Origin of the sequence: Paenibacillus antibioticophila (genome assembly GCF_000455265.1) — a bacterium.
Classification (GTDB): Bacteria; Bacillota; Bacilli; order Paenibacillales; family Paenibacillaceae; genus Fontibacillus; species Fontibacillus antibioticophila.
Map to the genome: position 1 here is coordinate 1,841,577 of NZ_HG005139.1, position 22,326 is coordinate 1,863,902.

General features: G+C 43.3%; 21 protein-coding genes and 1 pseudogene. 15 read left to right on the forward strand and 7 right to left on the reverse strand.

Annotated features, from left to right (window positions below; translation table 11 throughout):
- Window positions 1-141: 141 nt before the first annotated feature.
- Both TX85_RS08425 and TX85_RS08430 read right to left on the reverse strand, forming a co-directional pair.
- Window positions 142-2,370, reverse strand: a complete 2,229-nt coding sequence (locus TX85_RS08425; protein ID WP_044478646.1) for an MMPL family transporter — start codon at window positions 2,368-2,370, stop codon at window positions 142-144.
- 54 nt (window positions 2,371-2,424) lie between these two features.
- Window positions 2,425-3,066 carry a TetR/AcrR family transcriptional regulator gene (locus TX85_RS08430; protein ID WP_044478647.1) on the reverse strand — a complete coding sequence of 214 codons (642 nt, stop codon included), beginning with the start codon at window positions 3,064-3,066 and terminating at the stop codon, window positions 2,425-2,427.
- A gap of 130 nt (window positions 3,067-3,196) precedes the next feature.
- On the opposite strand from TX85_RS08430, the gene TX85_RS26260 reads away from it, so the two are divergent.
- From TX85_RS26260 to TX85_RS08485, 12 genes are all read left to right on the forward strand, one after another.
- A complete protein-coding gene (locus TX85_RS26260; RefSeq protein ID WP_233500659.1) occupies window positions 3,197-3,694 on the forward strand; it encodes a hypothetical protein in 498 nt (165 codons plus the stop codon).
- 37 nt (window positions 3,695-3,731) lie between these two features.
- Window positions 3,732-3,854, forward strand: a complete 123-nt coding sequence (locus tag TX85_RS27945) for a hypothetical protein (protein WP_262362622.1) — start codon at window positions 3,732-3,734, stop codon at window positions 3,852-3,854.
- A gap of 115 nt (window positions 3,855-3,969) precedes the next feature.
- A complete protein-coding gene (locus tag TX85_RS08440) occupies window positions 3,970-4,647 on the forward strand; it encodes a response regulator transcription factor (RefSeq protein ID WP_044478648.1) in 678 nt (225 codons plus the stop codon).
- Window positions 4,644-6,464 (forward strand): sensor histidine kinase, encoded by a 1,821-nt coding sequence (locus TX85_RS08445; RefSeq protein WP_044478649.1) that lies wholly within the window; start codon window positions 4,644-4,646, stop codon window positions 6,462-6,464. The genes TX85_RS08440 and TX85_RS08445 overlap by 4 nt, the downstream gene beginning before the upstream one ends.
- Window positions 6,465-6,604: 140 nt before the next feature.
- Window positions 6,605-7,432 (forward strand): polysaccharide deacetylase family protein, encoded by an 828-nt coding sequence (locus TX85_RS08450; protein WP_071784175.1) that lies wholly within the window; start codon window positions 6,605-6,607, stop codon window positions 7,430-7,432.
- 181 nt (window positions 7,433-7,613) lie between these two features.
- Window positions 7,614-8,315 (forward strand): N-acetylmuramoyl-L-alanine amidase family protein, encoded by a 702-nt coding sequence (locus tag TX85_RS08455; protein WP_044478650.1) that lies wholly within the window; start codon window positions 7,614-7,616, stop codon window positions 8,313-8,315.
- A 16-nt stretch (window positions 8,316-8,331) separates the two neighbouring features.
- Window positions 8,332-9,015 (forward strand): GDSL-type esterase/lipase family protein, encoded by a 684-nt coding sequence (locus tag TX85_RS08460; RefSeq protein ID WP_049894871.1) that lies wholly within the window; start codon window positions 8,332-8,334, stop codon window positions 9,013-9,015.
- A 35-nt stretch (window positions 9,016-9,050) separates the two neighbouring features.
- Window positions 9,051-10,457, forward strand: coding sequence for an MBOAT family O-acyltransferase (locus TX85_RS08465; protein ID WP_044478651.1), 1,407 nt, complete (start codon window positions 9,051-9,053; stop codon window positions 10,455-10,457).
- A gap of 11 nt (window positions 10,458-10,468) precedes the next feature.
- The gene (locus TX85_RS08470; RefSeq protein WP_044478652.1) at window positions 10,469-11,608 is read left to right on the forward strand and encodes a DHHW family protein; all 1,140 of its coding nucleotides are present in this window, start codon (window positions 10,469-10,471) and stop codon (window positions 11,606-11,608) included.
- 4 nt (window positions 11,609-11,612) lie between these two features.
- Window positions 11,613-12,107, forward strand: a complete 495-nt coding sequence (locus tag TX85_RS08475; protein WP_044478653.1) for a DUF4358 domain-containing protein — start codon at window positions 11,613-11,615, stop codon at window positions 12,105-12,107.
- A gap of 123 nt (window positions 12,108-12,230) precedes the next feature.
- Window positions 12,231-13,112, forward strand: coding sequence for an EamA family transporter RarD (rarD, locus tag TX85_RS08480; RefSeq protein WP_044478654.1), 882 nt, complete (start codon window positions 12,231-12,233; stop codon window positions 13,110-13,112).
- Window positions 13,113-13,260: 148 nt separating this feature from the next.
- Entirely contained in the window at window positions 13,261-13,563 is a 303-nt protein-coding gene (locus tag TX85_RS08485) for a MazG-like family protein (RefSeq protein WP_199558824.1), read from the forward strand.
- A gap of 124 nt (window positions 13,564-13,687) precedes the next feature.
- Here TX85_RS08485 and arsC read toward each other — a convergent pair whose 3' ends face one another.
- The 3 genes from arsC to TX85_RS08500 are packed head-to-tail and all read right to left on the reverse strand — an operon-like array spanning window position 13,688 to window position 15,768.
- Window positions 13,688-14,113 (reverse strand): arsenate reductase (thioredoxin), encoded by a 426-nt coding sequence (gene arsC / locus TX85_RS08490; protein ID WP_044478655.1) that lies wholly within the window; start codon window positions 14,111-14,113, stop codon window positions 13,688-13,690.
- Window positions 14,114-14,142: 29 nt separating this feature from the next.
- Window positions 14,143-15,435, reverse strand: a complete 1,293-nt coding sequence (locus TX85_RS08495) for an arsenic transporter (protein WP_044478656.1) — start codon at window positions 15,433-15,435, stop codon at window positions 14,143-14,145.
- 12 nt (window positions 15,436-15,447) lie between these two features.
- Window positions 15,448-15,768 (reverse strand): ArsR/SmtB family transcription factor, encoded by a 321-nt coding sequence (locus TX85_RS08500; RefSeq protein WP_044479917.1) that lies wholly within the window; start codon window positions 15,766-15,768, stop codon window positions 15,448-15,450.
- Window positions 15,769-16,185: 417 nt separating this feature from the next.
- On the opposite strand from TX85_RS08500, the gene TX85_RS08505 reads away from it, so the two are divergent.
- Window positions 16,186-16,536 (forward strand): ArsR/SmtB family transcription factor, encoded by a 351-nt coding sequence (locus TX85_RS08505; protein WP_044478657.1) that lies wholly within the window; start codon window positions 16,186-16,188, stop codon window positions 16,534-16,536.
- Window positions 16,537-17,836: 1,300 nt separating this feature from the next.
- Here the strand turns inward: TX85_RS08505 and TX85_RS08520 are convergent.
- A complete protein-coding gene (locus tag TX85_RS08520; RefSeq protein ID WP_044478660.1) occupies window positions 17,837-18,862 on the reverse strand; it encodes an aminoglycoside phosphotransferase family protein in 1,026 nt (341 codons plus the stop codon).
- Window positions 18,863-19,324: 462 nt separating this feature from the next.
- On the opposite strand from TX85_RS08520, the pseudogene TX85_RS08525 reads away from it, so the two are divergent.
- A pseudogene (locus TX85_RS08525) lies at window positions 19,325-21,088 on the forward strand (glycosyl hydrolase); the annotation flags it as partial.
- A gap of 21 nt (window positions 21,089-21,109) precedes the next feature.
- Window positions 21,110-21,868 (forward strand): cellulose binding domain-containing protein, encoded by a 759-nt coding sequence (locus tag TX85_RS28175; RefSeq protein ID WP_392391835.1) that lies wholly within the window; start codon window positions 21,110-21,112, stop codon window positions 21,866-21,868.
- A gap of 61 nt (window positions 21,869-21,929) precedes the next feature.
- On the opposite strand, the gene TX85_RS26265 is transcribed toward TX85_RS28175, so the two are convergent.
- Window positions 21,930-22,326: nitroreductase family protein (locus tag TX85_RS26265; RefSeq protein ID WP_187375133.1), on the reverse strand; the 397-nt coding region annotated here is incomplete at its 5' end.

Consider the following 22,326-nt stretch of genomic DNA (forward strand, 5'->3'; position numbering starts at 1 on the left):
CTTCCCGAACCATACGCATAGCGTATGGTTTTCTTTTCACAAAAAAATCTCCCCCTTTTCTGGGGGAGATTTAAACAATAACAGTTTTGCTTAAACATTAAATGTTATTGAATATGGCTACAATGAAATGGTTGCCAAAGCTTAGTGAGATACAGCATCTGACATGACGTGTTTGGTTTCATTTATAGACTCTTGTTTGGACGCCTCTAATTCCTTTATCACCGATTCACCTTCAATGTCAATATTCGGTAGAATCTTATCTAGCCACTTTGGCATGTACCATGCCGCTTTACCCATCAATAACATCACACCTGGAACGATCATCATACGAACGACAAAGGCATCGAACAATACCCCAAATGCAAGTGCTAGACCAATAACTTTTGTCATCGGATCTGGCGCCATCATGAAACCCGTAAATACTGCAATCATAATTAATCCAGCAGCCGTTACGACTCCGCCGCTATCTCGGATACCAGATAACACAGCTTTTCGAGCATCACCTGAATGCGTAAATTCTTCACGCATACGGCTCACTAGAAACACTTCGTAGTCCATAGCTAAACCGAATAAAATACCTATGGTTAGAATAGGTAAAAAGTTAAGTACTGGGCCGCTTGTTGCAAAACCAAAGGCTTCATAGAGGTTTCCGTCCTGAATAACCCACGTAACAAACCCTAAAGTAGCGCCTAGAGACAATACAAATCCTAACACAGCTTTTAATGGAACCAATAAAGAGCGGAAGATAATGACAAAAATGACGAAAGCTAACCCGATAATGAGAGCAGCAAATACTGGTAAAGCTTCACCCAGTTTTACAGAAATATCGATATTCATTGCAGTTGTTCCGGTTACATGAAGCGTCATGCCTTCATAGCTGGAATTTCGCAATGTATTTACTAATTCTTTCGTTTCCGGATCATTGGGCCCCGTTGTTGGATTTAGTGTAATGACAGCCATATCTCCAGTTTCTTTGGGGATTACATTAGTGATATTATCCACGTTATCCATACTCATAATATCAGCTTGTAACGCCTCTAGTTTAGAAAGAATTTCACTGTTTTCCTCTGAAGCTTTTGCAACGATCACCAAGGAAGCGTGGTACCCTTCGCCATAAGCATCCTTTAATAAATCATAAGCTTCTCGCTGATCTGTTCCTTTTTCATAGAAACTGTCATCGGGCAGACCTAATTCCATATGGAAAAATGGAATGGTGACGGCCCCCAGTAAAATCGTTCCAACTAAAACGAAGAGAATGGGCATCTTATCCAATGTCTTTGCCCAACCCGACATGATCTTTCCTGAGAATTTTACGGAATCTACTAATTTTTCACTTAAAGTTCGATTACGTTTTACAGAAGGCAATGCTTTATCTCCCAGCAAATAAATGATCGCAGGAACGACCAAGACTGCCACGATAACAGCAAGAAGTACGGTTAGTGCTGCAGTAAAGCCCATCATGGACAGAAAAGGGATTTGAGGAATGGCCAAACCAATTAGTGCAATAATCACAGTCAATCCAGCAAAAACAACGGCGGTTCCCGCTGTGCCATTTGCGATTGCAATTGCTTGCTTGACCGAGTAACCTTTGATGTATTCCTGCCTAAATCTTGAAATAATAAACAATCCGTAGTCAATCCCAACCGCTAGCCCCAACATAGCTGCAAGGGATATACACACGAACGAAATGTTTGCAGCATGACTGGCTATAACGATACCTGCAAGTCCGACTAAAAGACCGATTCCAGCAGTAATAATAGGCATTCCAGCTAAGATTAAAGAACCAAATGTAAAAAATAATATGATAAACGCTACACCGATACCAATAATCTCTGTTTTAACATGAATTTCGATGGGATAGAGTTCGGTATCAGATGATGATAGTTCAGTCTGAATTCCATCGTCTTCCGTAATATACAGGACATTGCGTAACTCATCGACTTGCTCATATGTGATTTCTTTCGATGGTTTATCATAAATGGCCATTGCATAAGCAATCGTTTGGTCCTCATTATAATTATTTAACATGGAAGGAGGATATACGGCCGCTACGCCCTGAAGTGTATTCACTTCTTCTAGTAATTCGTTAATAGACTCTTGTACATCAGTATCCAACAGTACTTTTCCTTCTGGTGACTTAAACACGATTTGAATTTGTGCTCCCGCTTTACCGACCTCTGGAAACTCTTGCTCTAACATCTCAATCGTATTTTGAGCAGGCGTACCTGGAATAGACATATTATCATCGAAGTTGAACCATAGCATTAACACGGCAGCGCCTAATGCAATCAATAAACCAATTGCTGAAAAGAGCACCCCTTTTGCATGTTTTGTCGTCCACAACCCTAACCGATATAAGTGTTTTGCCAAAGAAATAAACTCCTCTCTATTTGTAAAAAGGATGCATAAATAAATATGGTGACGCTAGCTTTTTGTCTCTTGAGGATTTGATCTAAAGCCATTTCGCAGATAACCGAAGAGCTTGTCTAAATACTGATCGAAGGGCTTGGCATTCGGTGCTTCATCTTGTGTTTGACCTGGAAGCAGCACCTCGATGTCTCCATTGAATAATGGTGTGACAGCTGCGACCATCGCGCCTGCTAGAAAATGAGTGTACTCTTTTGAGTAATGATCTTGAAATAATTCGTTCAACAAACGCTGAGCTGCCATTTGGAATTGATGTAAAGCACTGAGGATATACGGTCCAAGGGAAGGATAGTCTTTGGAAAGCAGGACCAGTTGTCGCATATCACGGATGACTCCGCCAGTTAGTCGCATTTTGGTGAACTGGTACATGACATCCAGTGGTGTTGAGCTTTCTGGCAATTTTTCCACTAAATTAATAAATTCATCGAAGCCATGAAAGGGAAAAGCCGCCATTGCCACCGCTTCTTCCTTGCAAGAATAATGGTTGGCAAAAGTTCTTCGGGAATATCCCGCGAGTTGGGCCACATCTTCAACGACAAAGCCATCTAAACCATGTTCAATGGCAAGTTGGAAAGCTGCCTCGGCCAAGGCATGGGCAGTTGCCTCTCGTTTCATGTCACGCAAGCTTTGCTTCATCATTATGTATTTTCACCTCACTTATAATTTGAAGGTATCAAGATAGAGTATAATATAACACGTTAATTGCCCATTGAGCAATATTTCCTTATGAGAAACATTGCTCAATGGGCAATTATTTTGATATAAGGATTTGGGTCTTCAGTCATTTACTCTTGATGGTGCTGCTTTTGTATTTCATAATAAGAGGCTCACTCTTTCAGCTACATTCATTCTTAATTTACTTTTAGCCGCTGCTTTTACTTCGGTTGCTCTTCAAGGAAGAGCAGGGACAGGGATGCAAAGTATCCTGAATACAGGGCTTGCTTCCATGGGATATCTTCAAGCTGGGTTCATTATTCTTGGGATCTTGGCTGCTTGCTCGGAGTATACCGGAGGACAGATTCGAACTACATTAACGGCGTTGCCTTGGCGCGGGCTTCAATTATCCGTGAAGCATTTGGCATTGGTAATCATCACTATCCCTGCGGCGTTTATAATTGCCGCATCAGGTATACTATATACTTTTTTTAGGATGAGATACGCCGCATCAGGGTTTGAAATGGATATAATGATAGAAGCATTAGCAGGTGCAGCAGTCTATCTAACCTTAAGTCAGTCCATTAGTGAGAGAATATCTGACTCGATTTAAGAATTATTTTCCGGATACCGCAGGATATTATATGTATATGCCGCCTTCACCAGATGAAATAAATGTCCTGACGCCGCTGCAAGGGGCAGGGATTCTACTGTTATGGACCCTGATCGTTATTACAGTAGCGATTATATTTTACCGGAAGCGGGATGCGTAACTTAAGTTTGGTCATGAACATTGGAGACAAAATCTTTACATTACTTTGATATAATCTGCACCTAATCTTGACCCTGCACGATTAACATCCAAATAATACGTATAGAGGTTATCACATGTCTAAAACAATACTGGTTGTAGAAGATGAGCCTATTTTAAGGGAAATCATGAAAGATTATTTGCTTGAAGAAGGCTTTAAAGTGCTTGAAGCGGATGAAGGAAAAAAAGCTCTGGCTTTATTTCAAGATCATGAAGTGGATTTAATCATCTTGGATATCATGCTCCCTGAACTGGACGGATGGTCCGTGTGCAAACGCATCCGAAAGGTCTCCAATGTTCCGATTATCATGTTGACGGCTCGTTCGGATGAGGATGATACCTTGATGGGTTTTGAATTGGGAGCTGACGACTACGTAACCAAACCCTACAGCCCTCCAATTTTGCTGGCGCGAGTGAAGCGGCTTTTGGAGAGCAGGCAGATCCGGGAACAAGAAGGCGATACATTGTCCAGCAACGGTATTTCCCTCCACTTTCCATCCCGAACGGTGGCAGTGGATGGGCAAAACTGCAGCTTGACGCATACGGAATTTGAAATTCTGGCTTATCTGATGAAAAACAAAGGAATTATTATTACCAGAGAACAGCTGATTACAAAAATCTGGGGGTATGATTTTGTCGGTGATGATCGCACGGTCAACAGTCATATCCGCAATCTGCGTTCCAAGCTGAGGGAGCGCGCCAAGCATATTGCCACGATCGTCCGATCAGGTTATAAGTTCGAGGACAAGTTATGAAGCAAGGGATCGTTCTAAAGCTGTTCCTATTTACGACAGGATTATGCTTATTCATTCTTGCCGTCATCTTTACCTTGCAGACCGTATTTTTCAAACAGTATTATGTTCATCAGAAAGTGAAGGACGTGAGCGCTGCGCTTCAGGCTTATGAACAAGACTACCTGAATCAAACAACAGACACGCAGGAGACGGCAAAGCTGGAGCAAGATTTTTATCAAAACCATAATATCTGGGTGACGACTGTGGACGCTCAAGGGAATTTAAAGTACACCGATGATTTCTTCATGGAAGTCAAGCTGAGACATTCGGATGAAACTATGTTTTCCAATAAGACAATGACCATTCCTCTGTATAGTGTGATCAAAGTAGAGGACTTCAGCAGTGATAATCCGTTCCTCACGCCTTGGATTAATGAAGGGGAAGAGATCGCCATGGAAGGTTTGATCATGAATGGTCAGCCGGTGATCCAGCGGATGGGAAGAGGCAATTCTAACCTAAGAGACGAAAGCAGGCTGGAAAATTCGCAGCTGGTGAGGAAAGAAGGCGAGGTCCTCAATCGATATGCCAACGCGTTCCAATATCGCGAAAAATATCCTACATTTCTGGTCAAGGGAACCATTATGAAGGTCCGAATACCGGAAGGCGCAGGAGTCTCGCGTTATACCAATCACTTGTTGCTGGACCGCATTAAGGCTTTCCAAGCGGATCTATTGTACGGCGACTGGAAGGATAGCAAGAACGCCAATCAGATCGTAGATTATAAAGAAAATGATGTGAATTACAAGATTTTCGTGAATTGCATACAAGATCGCGACGGAAATCCCGCATACCTGTTCGCGATGACATCACTTCAGCCGGTTAATGAAGCCGCAGGAATGATCAAGGAATACTATGTCTACATCATTATTGCCACTCTGCTTCTCGTGGTGCTGGCATCGTTCTATTATTCTCGTCAGATTACCCGGCCGCTGCTGCGCATCAACCGTACCACACGGCAAATGGCGGATCTTGATTTTTCGGAAAAAATCCCAATTACAACGAAGGATGAAATCGGAGACTTGTCGCGCAACATTAACGAGCTCTCCGAGCGGCTGCACGCTCATATTCTTCGGCTTGAGCAGGACATCGAGAAAGAAAAGCAGCTGGAGAATACGAGAAAAGAATTTATATCCGGCGTGTCCCATGAGCTGAAAACTCCTCTAAGTGTTATTCAGAGCTGCCTGGCCATTATGAAGGACGGTGTGGCAAGCCATAAACGCGATTACTATTTTGAGGCGATGGAAGACGAAGTCAAAAGAATGGATCTGCTGATCGCGGATATGCTGGAATTGGCCAAATATGAATCCGGAACGTATACCATGGATATGGATTCTTTTTATATCGACGCCGTTATTGAGCGGGTATGCGCAAAATTGGCTGCAGACATCGAGGCCAAGCAATTACATCTTGAACTGTCACTGAAACCTGTCGAAGTGCTGGCTAATGAGCGGCGAATTGAGCAAGTCGTCGTCAATTTCCTCAGCAACGCGATTCGCTATACGCCGGAGCAGGAGTCCATTCTCTTCAGCATCCTGGAAGATGGCGACACCGTTAAAGTATGCATTGAAAATAATGGAGTGCACATTCAAGGCGAACAGCTTGAGAAGATCTGGGACCGGTTTTATCGCGGCGAGCCTTCCCGAAAGCGGTCGACTGGAGGGACCGGGCTTGGCCTTGCCATCTCAAAAAAGATTCTGGAAATGCATGATGTCCCATATGGTGTAACCAACACTCCCAATGGAGTCCAATTCTATTTTCATTTGAATAAGAAAGCGTAGAACCCGGTTCTGCGCTTTTTTAATTTATGTCTACTGAGAAAGTAACGTCGATCGATGTTTTTCTTATGTTTATTTCATCTGCACCTTTTCTGCACCTGCCCCTATTATCATTTCTTTTTGAGAGAGGGGATGGATCGAAAATGACAGCAGGAACAGACCTTGATCAGAATTTGAGGAAAAGAAAGCTTAAAACAAAAAAACGCAGACGGCGACTCATTTCGCTTGCAGCCATTGGTTTGCTTTGTTTTTGTCTGATGAAGTGGATGCCATGGGATAAGGCTCCCGTTTTGGGTCAGCATGGAGAACAGTCTGTGAACCAATTGATTGCAAGGAATGTTAGCAAACCTAAACCGGAAGGGAAGATCGTTTATTTAACGTTTGACGACGGTCCGAGCGAATGGACGGAGGAGTTTCTTGACGTTTTGCAGCAATATGGCGTAAAGGCGACTTTTTTTATGCAAGGAAGCAACCTGCAGCGCAAGGATCTGCAAAGTGTCGTGAAGCGTGCAGCAGACGAGGGACATTATATTGGCGGTCACAGCATGACTCACGAATACAATAAACTGTACGAAGAGAGGCAATTCGTATCTGAGATGAAAGACAACTTGGCGTTGATCCATGAAATTACAGGTAAACAGCCGAATTTGGTGCGTCCGCCATACGGTTCAGCGCCTGGACTGGACGATAAGATGATGCGCGACCAAATTGCCCAAGAAGGAATCAAGATTTGGGATTGGACCATTGAATCGAATGATTGGCAACTGAAGGATCACCCGGATCAAATTGTCGAGAATATCAAACAAGCAACAAAAATCGATTTGGAAGTCGTATTGATGCACGAAAAGCCGCAAACCCTGCAGGTTCTTCGGGAGATCATCGAATTCTACGAAGAAGAAGGCTACCAATTTGGTGTTTACGACGATAACCAGCATTTTCACTTGAATTTTCAAAAGGATCATCGCTTGTAGACGCAGCAATAGCATCCTTTGGAACAGGGAGCTGTTCTTGAAGGTCTCTTATGGACCTGTCAGGAACAGCTTCCTTTTGTTTGCCGCAACCTAAGCATAATACTCTATGAAAGTTTGATATTATCTGCACCTTATCTTTATCTCCGAAGATTACACTTTTTTCAGGAGGAGGAGAGAACGTATGAAAAAAGGCAGCGCGATTATAATCACCCTTTTGTCTATGCTGGTAATCGTTCTGCTGTATCAACTTGTTTCCGGAGAAGGGACAATAAGCGACCGTAAAGCCGGCATGGATGTTCGCTCGGATAAGATAAGGACGCTGGAACACCAGCTAGAAAAGCCTTCTAAGGTCGTGATTGATCCAGGACATGGCGGTAAGGATAACGGCGCAACGGGAGCCAGTGGAAAGTTTGAGAAGGATTTTACGCTGCAGGTAGCGCTTAAGGTAGAAGAACTGGCAAAACAAGAGCCACAAATTGAGGTGATTCTCACTCGATCAGAAGATCGCTTTTTATCTTCGATTGACCGGGAACGGCCGGAAATCGGCAATCAACTGGGTGCGGATTTGTTCATATCCATTCACGGGAATACGTATGAAGACTCTAGTGTTTCAGGTGCTGAGACCTATTATTATCATGAAGATTCCCTGTTTTTAGCGGAAATTTTGCAAAAGCATATCGTCCAAACCAGCGGATTTCGGGACCGGGGAGTGAAAAAGGAGGATTTCTTCGTCTTGAAGGATTCGAACATGCCAGCCGCTCTAATCGAAATGGGTTATTTAACGAATCAGCAAGAAGAGAATGAAATGCTGACGGAAGATTTCCAATACCGGATGGCAAGCTCCATTCTGGACGGAATTAAAGAAGCTCTAAAATTAAATTAAAGAGAGGAACATGAACATGAACATGAAAAAAATAGCAGCAACCCTACTCCTTGGGAGCATTACACTTGCCTTGGCAGCCTGCGAAAACGAGTCTGCAAGCTCGACTCAGCTGCAACCGACTACTCAAAACCAAGGACAGGTAACGGAAACAAAAGGCCCAGTAGAAACCGAGTATCAAGCATTCTTCCAGAATAGTGTATTTTTTGGGGATTCCATTACGGAGGGTTTATCTTTCCATGATGTGCTTAAAGAGCAGAATGTTCTGGCAGGCGCAGGAAAAACGGCGGAATTCGCACTTCAAGATATGGAGGAGTTGATCAAGCGGGACCCCGAACGAATCTTTATCCTCTTGGGTTCGGATGACATTTTATGGCCGACGGATAACCCCAAGGCCTATTCCATGAAAAACTATGCGAAGCTGATCGGTATGATTAAGGAAAAAATTCCACAAGCGAAAGTAACCCTTTTATCGGTTACCCCGGTAACGGCGGATGCGGAAGAACTGGAACCAAGATACAAAAATATCAATGATTATAACGAAGGCTTAAAAGAGTTGGCGGAAAAAGAGAACATTGGATATGTTGATTTGTCCCCGATATTATCAAATGGCTCAAATGATCTGTACGACTCGGACGGCATTCATTTTAAACCGGAGTTTTACAATAGAATGCTGGATCTGCTAAAAGATCAAGTGGAATAGCATGCTATGGATCAACTAACTCGGAGGTGTGAATATTGGTCTTTAGCAGCCTAATATTTCTGTTCCTCTTTCTGCCGGCCACCATTCTGATCTATTACGCATCTCCGATGAAATTTCGAAATGCTGTCCTCCTTGTTGTCAGCCTGATTTTTTATGCATGGGGAGAGCCGTTATACATTTTCATCATGATCTTCTCCACGGTCTTCGATTATATCAACGGGCTGCTGATCGATAAGTATAGACATCGGAAGCGGATTGCCAGATCGATTTTTATCGGTTCGATGGCCGGCAGTCTGGGTATTCTTGGATTTTTCAAATATGCGGATTTTGTCGTGGACAACTTCAATCAATTGTTTCATATGAATATCCAAGCAGCAGATCTGCCGCTCCCTGTGGGCATATCTTTCTATACCTTTCAAACGATGTCATATGTCGTTGATGTTTACTTGGATAAAGTACCGGTACAGAGGAATTTCATCTCTTTTGGGGCATATGTGACGATGTTCCCGCAGCTTGTAGCGGGTCCCATTGTTAAATACGGCGATATTGCAGGGCAGCTTATTTCCCGAAAGGTGACTCTGGATCGTTTTGGCGAAGGGGCCGAGCTGTTCATCAGAGGGCTTGCCAAAAAAGTGCTGCTGGCCAATAACATCGGATTATTATGGGCGAGTGTTAAAGCGACGCCGATCGAGGAACTGAGCGTACTCTCCGCCTGGCTTGGCATTACCGCATTTACACTGCAAATCTATTTTGATTTTAGCGGTTACTCGGATATGGCACGGGGGCTGGGGAAAATGTTCGGATTTGATTTCATGGAAAATTTCCGTTATCCCTACATTTCTAAAAGTGTAACCGAATTTTGGCGCAGATGGCATATTTCGCTCGGCAGCTGGTTTCGGGAGTACGTGTATATACCGCTTGGCGGGAATAGGTCAGGGTTTAGGAAACAGCTCCGGAATTTACTGGTCGTATGGTTTTTAACCGGGTTATGGCATGGCGCCAGTTGGAACTTTATCGTATGGGGCTTGTATTTCGGGTTCTTTGTGATCATCGAGAAACGATTTCTTTTGCAAAGTCTTGGACGCTTACCCGCTTTTGTCAGCCATGTCTACACGCTTCTGGTCGTTATGATCGGCTGGGTATTGTTCGAAATGGCGGATTTGGCCTCTGTTTGGCGTTTCATGGGCGTAATGCTCGGTTTCGGTGGGCATGCATTTGCGGATCAGCAGGCTCTCTATGATTTGTCTACAAATGCTGTATTGCTTGTTGTATTGGCGATCTGTGCAACTCCGCTTCCGGGAAAGTTGTTATCCTCCATGAAGGAAAAGAGGAGAGTTGCCGGTATCCTTACCGTTCCGCTTATCTATTTTCTATCCCTGGTCTTGTCGACGGCTTACTTGGTTAATGAAACCTACAATCCGTTTTTATATTTCCGATTTTAAAGGAGGCAGCCATGGGAAATTACAAAAACATTATAAAGAAATTGCTGGCCTTATTGCTGCTTCTGTTTATAAGCGTAATCGCAGTTCTTAATCTTTTGGCGGCGGATCGTACATTTTCGGATTCGGAAAACCGGATGTTGCAGCAAGTGCCGCATTTCTCGCTGAAAGCCTTGCTGTCAGGAGATTTCACTGCTGATTTCGAGAAGTATGTATCCGACCAATTTGTTTTCAGAGACTTTTGGATCGGGGCAAAAACCGATACGGACCGGCTCATGGGAAAAAAGGAGAGTAATGGGGTTTACCTAGGAGCTGACGGGTATCTGATTCAGGAGTTCAATCCCCCGGCAGAAGAGGATTTGAAGGAGAAGATCGATGCCATTCATGCGTTTGATCAGGTCACACCGGAATTGCAAAAATATGTGATGCTGGTGCCAACAGCAGCAGCTCTATATAAAGACATGCTTCCGAAATATGCTATCATCGGCGATCAAGAAGCATACCTGAAAAAAGTACAGCAATTGCTGCATCACGATATTCGTTTTATTGAGGCTTTTCCAAGTTTATATGCTGAGCGTGATCAACCTGTATTTTATAAGACCGATCATCATTGGACGACTCAAGGCGCTTATGTCGCCTATTTAGAGCTCTGCAAGCAGATGGGGCTGACACCCCAAAAGGAGAAGGAATTTAATATCCGGCAAGTAACCGATGAATTTTACGGGTCGCTTTTTTCGAAAAGCGGCTTCAGACATGTACAGCCTGATCGTATAGAGCTGTATTTGCCAAAAGATCAAGGGGAATATACCGTAACCTATGACGACGAAGGGAGGATAACGGATTCATTATATGCGATGGAGCAACTGCAAGAGAAGGATAAATATGCGTTGTTTCTAAACGGTAACCATGCGCTTATCCAAATTAAAACGGCTAATACGAACGGAAGAAAGCTGCTGGTAGTCAAAGATTCGTATGCCAACAGCCTCATTCCTTTCTTGTTAAAGCATTTTAGCGAAATTCATGTGGTAGACCTGCGGTATTATGAGGACGACTTAATCTCGTTCGTGAACGAACAGGGGATCCAAGACATGCTATTGCTTTATAATGCAAATACATTTTTTGAGGATCCATCCATAAAATATTTAGCGGAGTGATCAAATGAAAAAACTGTGGAATGTGAAAAATGGGCTTTACCCCGTTATGCTTGCATTAATTGTCGTAATTGGCGTCTTATCTGGATGCGCTGGCAAGGATGACAAGACTTCAGAACAGCTTTCGGCCATCGAAATCGGAGAAAGTATCGAACAGGCAGTGAGCCTAAAAGAAATGAAAAAGGCGGATCTGAATAAGCTGCAGAAATTGTATAAGATTGATGTGGACAGCGTGGATGATTTTATTCTTTATACTTCTATATCGAATGTAAAAGCTGACGAATTGGCCGTCATCAAGATGAAGGATGAGAGTCAGGCAGAAAGCGTCGAAGAGAATATTAAGCAACGAATCGAAGCGCAAAAAACGAAATTCCAGGACTATCGCCCGAATGAATATTTTTTGGTCGAAAATCATGTGCTGAAGACGGCAGGGCCATTTGTCTTCTTCGCAGTTTCTAAAGAGGCTGATCAAATGGAACGCGCGTTTGATCATGCATTTTGATTGGCTGGTCAGCTTGCGGTTTATCGATCCTTACCTGTTAAATATTTGCACATCCCTTTACTTAAACGATGATCGGGGCGTATAATTCGTAAAGACATCGGAGTGGGAAGAGGGAAGTAGATTATGAACAATGGTTTGGTTAACGCTATTATCGCGTATATCATGTGGGGGGTTCTCCCGCTGTATTGGAAGTTGTTTAACGATGTGCCGGCAGGCGAGATTCTGTCACATCGGGTTGTCTGGTCGTTCGTCTTTATGGGGATTCTCGTCGCAGTCCAGCGTCGCTGGGGTGACATGAAGCGGATTGCGGCTAGCCGCTCGCTCCTGCTGTCGCTCACCGCTAGCGGACTGCTGATCGCCGCTAATTGGCTCATCTTCATCTGGGCGGTCAACAATGACCATGTCGTCGAGACAAGCCTCGGCTATTATTTGAACCCGTTGCTGAACGTGCTGCTTGCGGTAGTCTTCCTTCGTGAGAAGCCAAGCCGTGGCCAATGGCTCGCGATTGCTATTGCTGGCGCCGCGGTGCTTATCATCGCCATCGACTATGGACGGTTCCCATGGATCTCAATCTCACTGGCCGCGACGTTTGGCTTGTACGGCCTCGCGAAGAAGAAGATCGGACAAGATGCTTCTGTAGGCTTGCTGTCAGAGACGGCTGTAGTCCTGCCCGTTGCACTTGGCTATTGGATCTATTTAGCCGCTGTGGGAAAGACCACCGCATGGACGCTGCCTGTTTCCACATTCATCGAATTGCTTCTTTCCGGCGTGGTAACGGCGCTGCCGCTGCTTTTCTTTGCGCGAGCGGCAGCCCGGATGTCGCTGTCCACGCTTGGCTTCGTCCAATACATCGGGCCGACGATCATGCTGTTACTTAGCATATTCGTGTTCAAGGAATCGGTCTCACCGGTTCTTCTAATCGGCTTCGCGCTGATCTGGACAGCGCTTGTCGTCTACGCTGCGGCATCGGTTCGCGGCACGAAACTCGCAGCAAAAGCGAGCTGACAGCAAACACGTCGCCCTTTCAGCCATTTCCGCCCCTTGGGGAGGAGGTGGCTGTTTCTGTTTGGGGTTAAACTTACGGGCAAGCTAATTTAAAGTATAGTAAAATATTCCTATCATATAATTCATATATAGGATAGGTGAGAATACAATGATTGATTTATTACAATTACAAAAAAGAGTCTATGAGAATAAAATTGCGAAAGGCTTTAATGTTACGGATATATATCAAGAGTTTTGCTTTTTATATGGTGAATTATCGGAAGCTTGTGAAGCTTATCGGAAAAAGAAAGATGATTTAGGGGAAGAGTTGGCCGATGTCGCACTCTACTTAATAGGACTTTCAGAACTTCTAGGAATTAACCTGGAAGAAGAAATAATGAATAAAATGGAAAAAAATGAAAAAAGAAAATACGAAACTATAAATGGTGTACTTACAAAAGTGAAAGAATAATATAAGGAAATTCACGCAACACGATTTGAAGCAGCCGCTCTCTCCCTTTTTTGCATCAATGCTCAAATGGTGAAGGTTCAACAAAACGGCCTCTGCTCTTTAAAAGCAGAGACCGTTTTGTGATCTAATTTCCCTGGCCAATAAATAATTCGATCCGACTTTTTATAGCATCCCGAACGTTTCGGAACTGTGTCAGGATGTCTTCTTCAGTACCAGTTGCCTTTGCCGGATCATCAAAGCCCCAATGCCATTTAATTACATTCGGATTCATGATAACAGGGCAATGTTCATCAGCATGTCCACACAATGTTATGACATAGGTGGCTTGGTTTAGTATATCTGGATCGATCACATCTGAACTATTTCCACTAATATCAATGCCAGCTTCTTTCATTACTTGAACAGCTCGCGGGTTTAGTCCGTGTGCTTCGAGTCCGGCACTTTTAACTTCATATTTTTCTCCACTCAGCGCCCTTAAAAAGCCGTCGGCAATTTGGCTGCGGCAAGAGTTTCCTGTACACAAAAAATAGACAATTGGTTTATCGTTCATTTTGAAATCCCCTTTATGCAAATTTTTATTTACCCTATCACTCTCAGCCACAGGTACAAGCCACAGAGTGTTATAAACAGCACTGGAATAGTCAGGACGATACCTGTCTTAAAGTAGGCGCCCCATGAGATTTTAACCCCTTTTCTAGAAAGAACATGGAGCCAGAGCAGGGTGGCAAGCGAGCCAATCGGAGTTATTTTTGGACCCAGATCAGAACCAATTACGTTTGCGTAAATGAAAGCCTCCTGCAAGATGCCCGTTGAGTTTGTTCCTTCGATCGCTAATGCATTGATCATAACCGTAGGCATATTGTTCATGATAGAGGAGAGGATAGCCGCTATAAATCCTGTACCAACCGTTGCGATGAATACACCTTGTTCGCCTACCCATTTAAAGATAAAGCCAAGCTGGTCCGTCAATCCCACGTTTCTAAGTCCATAGACGACAACATACATCCCAATGGAGAAGACAACAATCGACCAAGGAGCACCTTTAACAAGCTTCCAAGTATGGATCTCCCGGTTCTGTTTAGCTAGCAGCAGAAAGACGATGGCTACAGCACCTGCGAAGATGGATACGGGAACTTTAATGAATTCACTAATTAAATAAGCAATTAGAAGTACACCCAGGATGATCCAAGAAATCTTGAACATTCTTTTATCTTTAATGGCATCTATTGGTTTTTTCAGCTGGGATAGGTCATATTGCTTAGGAATGCTTTTCCGGTACAATACATACAGCATAATCAAACTGGCCGCGACAGAGAAAAATGTAGGTACGATCATGTGGCTTGCATACTCAACAAAGCCAACGCCAAAGAAATCGGACGAGACAATGTTTACCAAGTTGCTTACAACCAGCGGCAGAGAAGCGGTGTCGGAAATAAATCCGCTAGCCATTATAAAAGGGAGGATCATCCGATCATCGAATTTGAGTGCCCTTACCATTGAAAGTACGATCGGCGTTAAAATAAGTGCAGCTCCGTCATTTGCGAAGAAAAAGGCAACTGCGGCACCAAGTAAAACGACATATACAAACATGAGACTGCCATTCCCCCGGGCCAAACGGGCCATATGGAGCGCAGCCCATTCGAAAAATCCAATCTCATCCAGGATCAAGGAGATCATAATTACCGCAACGAATGCAAGTGTGGCATTCCATACAATCTGTGTCACGTCCCAGACATCTTCAAAACTAACAACCCCACAAACCAAAGCAACAATCGCGCCGCCGCATGCGGACCATCCAATTCCAAGCCCTTTAGGCTGCCAAATAACAAAAATCAAAGTAACAAGAAAAATAGCTGAAGCGATGATGAGCATAAGACCTCCATTTTAACAACAACTATTCGGTTGATGAGCCTCAATTTTCTCCTTCATGGAAGGAAGATGATTAAAGATTTCGTGTAAATAAGGCTTGTCACCCATGTTAAGCGAGTAATATATCCATTGACTACGGCGAGTCTCGCTAACGATACCACCCGACTTTAGTTTCTTCAGATGCTGACTGATGTTAGGCTGTGTTGTCTCCAAAATATCAACAATATCACATACGCACATTTCACGTTCTTTTAGTAGGGCTACAATCGTTAATCGAGTCTTATCGGAAAGTAACTTCAACGTCTCTGATATCTCAACGATCGATGTCTCGGTCAGAACCAAATTTTTTCACTCCTCTCTAAAACTTATTACTGACATGCAAACCCATCATATAATCAATTGATTATATTAGCAAGTGATTATATCGAGATACATGTTCACATTTTTTGACTGACAATGAGTAAGCAAATCATTTAATCAAATTATTTTGATTAAATCTTGATTTTTCTATTTGCACATGCTACGATTTTTTTCATCAAAATAAATTGATTTATGGAGGTTAATCTAATTGATTGACTATTACACGTTTGAACGGCTCATGCTTCATCAACAAAAAGAAATTGAACAAAAAGCAAGGCACGCATGGAAGTGGATGACCGTGAAAGAGGAGAAGATCAAGGACCCGGCCTGGAATGCTCTCCAATTAAATTCAAATTGCTGCCCAGCTTGCTGCTAAATGGAGGTGATTTCTACATGATTAGGGAACTCCCAGTTCTTTCACAAACTCAAGAAACTGTAAATTTTACCAGCTATGAAGCCAAATTCAAAGCATTAGCTGATCAAAAACGTCTACAGATTATGTATGAGCTCACTCAAAAGGGAAGCGTATGTGTATGCGATTTGGTTGAAATCGTAAATATGCCTCAGTCTAAACTCTCTTATCACTTAAAAATCTTGCTTGACGCCGGTTTGATTTTTAGGGAAACGAAAGGAACATGGAGCTATTACGAGTTAAATCATACTGAAGTAAACCGATTATTATCACCTGAACTGTGCTGTATATTCCGGAAATTAGAAGATCGGCCAAGCGGCTGTTGTACATGATCCCACATCGTGGGTTTCATTCCGGATTATTAATCAATAAAAATTGATTTATTATGTTGATTCGAAACGAACGTTATTTAAAGAAATCATCGGTGAAGAAGTTCGGCATAAAGAAAAAAAGGTAGACGATTTTTTAATGAATGCCGTTAACTTCGAGGATATTACAGATCATCTTCTTCACTTTAGAGAAAACCAGCTAAGTTCAGAGTTGATCAAAAAAATTGTTAACGAATCCAAACAATGACAAAAATTTTATTGCATCTTAAAGTCACGGATCGAACGGATACAGACATTGACTTGCTCGCTTTTCTGATTGTAGAAGCCTTTAATCTGTTAACGTGGAAATGGGAGGAAGAGCATAAGCCTCTCGATCATGCTGAAATCAAAAAACAGATGAACGCGATATTTTTAACAGTCTTTAGAAAAAAGAAGCGAGTGAGGAAGCGAATTACAGATGCAAGCCCGCTGTGTCATTTTCATATAAAATTCATAAAACCAGTATAGCTGGATGATGGCGGGCTATGGATGAATTACGAGTTAAATCCTACAGTATGACAGATTCATTACATTAACATCTAAAATCAAGGAAACATAGGAAGAGAAGTAATTCAAAAATTAAAGGGAGCAGATAAATATAAACCAATTTCCAGGATATTTATCAAATGAATCTGGTACCGGACTTGTTCAAATAGGGGAATATTTACCCCATGAGAACATCACTCGGGAAGAAGAAGTGGCTGAAGTAGTTATTGCAGTTCTCGATAATGATCAAACCATTGGCCTAGCCTTTGATGTAATTAATGGGAATTCCCCGATTAAAGAAACTATTGATCAAGAGAAATAAGGTCCTCAAAAATCTAACGAGCTTTGAAAGAACCCGCGTTCAGCGCGTTTTTTTAATTTATTCGATTCAGCGAACCAGTACAGAATTGATCTCGGCAGCTGCTATAAGTGGGATGAAGCATGCAATAAATGAAGTGAAGCTTTAATATAGACATATGTACAAAATACGGGTTTTGTGAAGAAGTAGTAAATGAATCGATGAATGGCATTGGTTAATCGCTTCAACGGCCCACTTTTATATTGATTAGCCATATTCGTTCACTGCACATTCATCTCCTCATTAATCATATTCAGTTATAATACTCATCTAATTTCAGGATTGCTTCCAGATCCGTACGGAAATTCCCATGCAACTAAATTATTCCCCATATCTGAATCTGTCTAAGCGTAACGCTCATATTTGGATCTCCTGTTACTGGAATTTAGTCCCATACGAGATTTCTGACTAAGTGAATTATCACTCACTCTTCATCTCATAAATCTTCTGCAAAGTGTTTAAGTGCAGTAGACCTTCACCGCTCGAATCCTGCGGGTCTTGTGAAGTTGCGTTCATATACCATTCTACAAGCCTGTATCCGAACGCAAGCAGAATCATCTCATAAATACAGTTATCTGATATATGTAAAATATCTGCATATTCTGAAAATCCCTTATAATATGCAGGAATACATCTCTGGTAGTACTCTATCATGTGTTCAACATCAGCTTCATCCGCAAGAAGGCTTGTCATATCTTCGCCTAAGTAGCCCCACCCGGCGGTATCCCAGTCGATAACTATAATATTGCCATTAGAATACAAAATGTTTGTAACCCAAAAATCCTTGTGGCACAGCACGACGGGCAGCTTTTCGATGCGCTGGAAAATTTCGTAAGCGTTTTCGTCGATGTCGATAAGCATTTTGCAGATATGCTTGGGAAAATCACAATCCTTAGAGCGTATATAATCGTACACTCTATTCCATGACCGATAACGAAGATAGAATTTCTTCATATAATCCACTCTACTAAGATTGGCCAGGCTTTGTAAAAAGGCGGGCTGTTCGGCATATAACCTGCCCTGAAAACGCCCTAGTTCTTCAGCCGCTCGCTCATACATATGGCCGGTTAAATTCAAACCCGATATACCGTCGATATATTCCATCCAGATCTGCGTTTCATTTTCTTCTTCGTTCATTTCGACATGATAGCATTCAGGCCAACGGAAGGATTCAGAAAACAGAGCGCCTAAATTGGATGTATAGAAGTCATATTCCCTGCGCCAAGAATCAGGATCGCCATAGCGTTCCCACTTCATCTGTACCTTTAAAATGATTTTGTAGCTTATATCCGTGCCGTCCATAGTTTTGGCTTTGCCCGTTACCAGCTGCACGTCCCCCACTGTACCGCCATGTAGTTGTTTGGTTTGAAATTCGACGCTAGTTACGCTTGTACCAAGCATTTTGTTTAACGCTTGTGTTAGAGATTCCGCCTTTATTTCTCTCATTATGAAGTCCTCCAATCGTTTTTGGGGCATAAAAATACCGTAGAACAGCAGCCTCCTAACAATCTGCTGTTCTGCGGTGAGATGTCAAAACTCAGCTTATAATTAAAAGGAATATGGCTTTCAACGTATCCCGTTAACTGCAGTATTCACGAGAAGTTACTGCCGACAGCTTCTATACATACAGTTAAGCATACGTCTATGTGCCAAATCAAAAGAACATTTAATTATAAGTAAGTATTACTCAAGGATTATCTTCCCTGCCGTAGAGCTCCTTATAGCTTTAAGGATAGGCTCCTTACTCACAAAAATAACATACAATGTTCATGTTTACATATTATGGAACTCATGATATGCTCTCTATGAAAGCGCATCCATGAATTGATAGTTTGTGCAATGATTTATCATTTTTTTACATTGAAAGGAATGGTGAAAATGAAAAAGTTGCTCAAAATGGTAAGCGCAATGACGTTGTTCGTCCCTCTGTTGCTTGGCTTTGCGGCGGCCCCCGCCCATGCAGACTCTCCGCTTTTCACAGTCGAATGTGAAAATGCTCAGCTCTCGTCTGATCTGCAGGTGGCAACTGAAATTTACGGACAAGAAAAGCCCGGATATTCCGGAAGCGGATTTGTCTGGATGCAGAATTCAGGCACCCTAACCTTCACCCTGAATGTCCCTGAAACCGGCATGTATGAGATCTCTACCCGCTACATGCAGGAGTTAAGCCCGGATGGCCGACTTCAATATTTAACTGTCAATGGCGTAACCAAAGGCTCCTACATGCTGCCCTATACGACCACATGGTCAGATTATGATTTTGGCTTTCATAAGCTGAACCAAGGAACCAATACCATCGAGATCAAGGCAGGTTGGGGATTTGCTTATTTTGATACCTTCACGATAGATTATGCCGATCTTGATCCCCTTGTAGTCCAGCCTGTACTCTCCGATCCGCAGGCGACACCGGCTGCCCAGCGCTTGATGAATTATCTCACGGAGGTCTATGGCCACCATATAATCTCAGGCCAGCAAGAGATTTACGGGAGTGGGAATGACGGCAACTATGAGCTGGAATTCGATTGGATCTACAATTTATCCGGTAAATATCCGGCCATTCGCGGATTTGATTTTATGAACTATAACCCGTTATATGGCTGGGAAGACGGCACCACGGATCGAATGATCGATTGGGTGAATAACCGGGGAGGAATTGCAACTGCGAGCTGGCATATTAATGTCCCGCGCAACTTTACTTCCTACCAGCTTGGACAGTTTGTGGATTGGAAGGATGCTACCTATAAGCCAACGGAGACTAATTTTAATACAGCTAACGCGGTTATACCGGGTACGAAAGAGTATCAATACGTCATGATGACCATAGAGGATTTGGCAGAGCAGCTGCTGATTCTGCAAAATGAAGATGTCCCCGTCCTGTTTCGCCCCTATCATGAAGCTGAGGGTAATGGCGGGTTAAACGGCGAAGGAGCTTGGTTCTGGTGGGCTTCGGCCGGTGCCGAGGTGTACAAGCAGTTATGGGACCTCCTCTATACTGAGCTTACAGAGACGTATGGCTTGCACAATCTGATCTGGACCTACAACAGCTACGTCTATAGCACCTCCCCTGCATAGTATCCAGGTGATGATCAGGTAGATCTGGTCGGCTATGATAAATACAATACGATCTACAACCGTTATGATGGATTGTCCGGCGTGCCTAATGAGGATGCCATCACCTCCATTTTCTATCAGTTGGTTAATCTGACCGGCGGCAAAAAAATGGTAGCCATGACGGAGAATGATACCGTGCCAAGTCTCCAAAATCTGACCGAGGAAAAAGCAGGCTGGCTTTATTTCTGCCCTTGGTATGGCGAGCATCTGATGAGCTCAGCTTTTAACTATCCGGCAACGCTGAAAACCTTGTATCAAAGCGAATATGTAATTACGCTCGATGAGCTTCCTGACTTAACGGTGGATGATAACACGCCCAGCGCGTCGATTGCACCCGTTGAGATCGAATTCGACAAATACGGGCCTAACCAAAGCGACAAAGCCATCACAGTGAATTTTAACGGCAATGTGTTGGTCGCAGTCCGGACTGGTTCTAATACCTTAATGGAGATGCAGGACTATACGTTGAGTGGAAATACCCTTGTGTTGAAAAAATCCTACCTTGAGCAATTGCCGGTGGGTCAGCATTCGCTCAGCTTTGACTTTAATCAGGGAAAGGATCCCTCATTAAAGCTGCGTATCGTGGATTCGACGCCTAGTGCTTCGATTTCGCCAGGAAGTGCGTCATTTGATAAGGCGGCAGATCGTGCCCAGGATATCACGGTATCGCTTGCCTTAAACGGACATCAGCTCACTAGCATAACGCATGGAAATGATACGCTGGTATCAGGTCAGCATTATTTAGAATCCAATACGGCCATCGTTCTGCACAAATCCTATCTCTCCTCCCTGCCGCTGGGTCAAAATGTGATCACTTTTCATTTTAGTGCCGGAAATGATGCCGTTCTAACCTTGCAGGTGGTGGATAGTACTGTTCCTGAGCCTGATGGAGCGCTAACCGTTCAAGCCTTTAACGGCAACACAGGCGTTTCAACGAACGGAATTTCACCAAAATTCAAAGTCATCAACACCGGTGATGCAGCTCTTCCATTAAAGGATGTAAAGCTCCGGTACTACTATACGATTGACGGAGAGCTTGAACAGAGCTTCTGGTGCGATTGGGCCAGCATCGGGAATACGAATGTTACCGGCAACTTCGTTAAAATGGCAGCACCCGTAAACGGAGCTGATTACTATTTGGAGATAGGCTTTACGGCAGCTGCCGGCTCGCTGAATCCGGGGCAGAGCGCTGAAATTCAAACGCGCTTCTCCAAAATCGACTGGTCTAACTACAACCAAAGCAATGATTACTCGTTTAAAGCTTCAGGCAGTCAGTTTGCAGACCATGAACAGGTGACGGGTTATGCAAATGATCAGCTTGTATGGGGAATCGAACCATAAGATGATATAAGTAACGGGTTGGATCGAGGACATTTTCTCCTGATCCAACCCGCTTTAATGATTAGTTGTAATATTTAACAAATTCATTAACCGGCTTGCGGTAGCCGCGCGGGCGGAAGCTTTCCGGTGCCGACTTGCCCAAAGCGATCATCATGACTGGAATCAGATTGTCCGATACATCGAACATTTCTTTAAAAACCGCATCCTCTGTGCTATGCATCGGGCAAGTGTCCCAGCCCAGATCCTTGGCGATTAGCATCAGTTGCATGGCTGCAATGCTGGCATTTCGGATCGCATCCTCACGTTGGAAGGTGTCTCCCTTGCTTTCATAAAACTGAATCGTTTGTTCAACTACGGCATCGTACTCCAGCTCGTTCAGAACGCCAAGATTTTTCAGACCCTCATTTAGGTCAGCCGCCTTAAGGTGTGCCTTGACATCGCCCAGGACGTAAATAATT

Excerpts from the sequence above, each read along its gene's own strand:
- TX85_RS08430 (WP_044478647.1), bottom strand. The coding sequence starts at position 3,066 with ATGATGAAGCAAAGCTTGCGTGACATGAAACGAGAGGCAACTGCCCAT.
- TX85_RS27945 (WP_262362622.1), top strand. The coding sequence starts at position 3,732 with ATGCCGCCTTCACCAGATGAAATAAATGTCCTGACGCCGCTGCAAGGG.
- TX85_RS08440 (WP_044478648.1), top strand. The coding sequence starts at position 3,970 with ATGTCTAAAACAATACTGGTTGTAGAAGATGAGCCTATTTTAAGGGAA.
- TX85_RS08445 (WP_044478649.1), top strand. The coding sequence starts at position 4,644 with ATGAAGCAAGGGATCGTTCTAAAGCTGTTCCTATTTACGACAGGATTA.
- TX85_RS08450 (WP_071784175.1), top strand. The coding sequence starts at position 6,605 with ATGACAGCAGGAACAGACCTTGATCAGAATTTGAGGAAAAGAAAGCTT.
- TX85_RS08455 (WP_044478650.1), top strand. The coding sequence starts at position 7,614 with ATGAAAAAAGGCAGCGCGATTATAATCACCCTTTTGTCTATGCTGGTA.
- TX85_RS08460 (WP_049894871.1), top strand. The coding sequence starts at position 8,332 with ATGAACATGAAAAAAATAGCAGCAACCCTACTCCTTGGGAGCATTACA.
- TX85_RS08470 (WP_044478652.1), top strand. The coding sequence starts at position 10,469 with ATGGGAAATTACAAAAACATTATAAAGAAATTGCTGGCCTTATTGCTG.
- TX85_RS08475 (WP_044478653.1), top strand. The coding sequence starts at position 11,613 with ATGAAAAAACTGTGGAATGTGAAAAATGGGCTTTACCCCGTTATGCTT.
- rarD (WP_044478654.1), top strand. The coding sequence starts at position 12,231 with ATGAACAATGGTTTGGTTAACGCTATTATCGCGTATATCATGTGGGGG.
- TX85_RS08485 (WP_199558824.1), top strand. The coding sequence starts at position 13,261 with ATGATTGATTTATTACAATTACAAAAAAGAGTCTATGAGAATAAAATT.
- arsC (WP_044478655.1), bottom strand. The coding sequence starts at position 14,113 with ATGAACGATAAACCAATTGTCTATTTTTTGTGTACAGGAAACTCTTGC.
- TX85_RS08495 (WP_044478656.1), bottom strand. The coding sequence starts at position 15,435 with ATGCTCATCATCGCTTCAGCTATTTTTCTTGTTACTTTGATTTTTGTT.
- TX85_RS08505 (WP_044478657.1), top strand. The coding sequence starts at position 16,186 with ATGATTAGGGAACTCCCAGTTCTTTCACAAACTCAAGAAACTGTAAAT.
- TX85_RS08520 (WP_044478660.1), bottom strand. The coding sequence starts at position 18,862 with ATGAGAGAAATAAAGGCGGAATCTCTAACACAAGCGTTAAACAAAATG.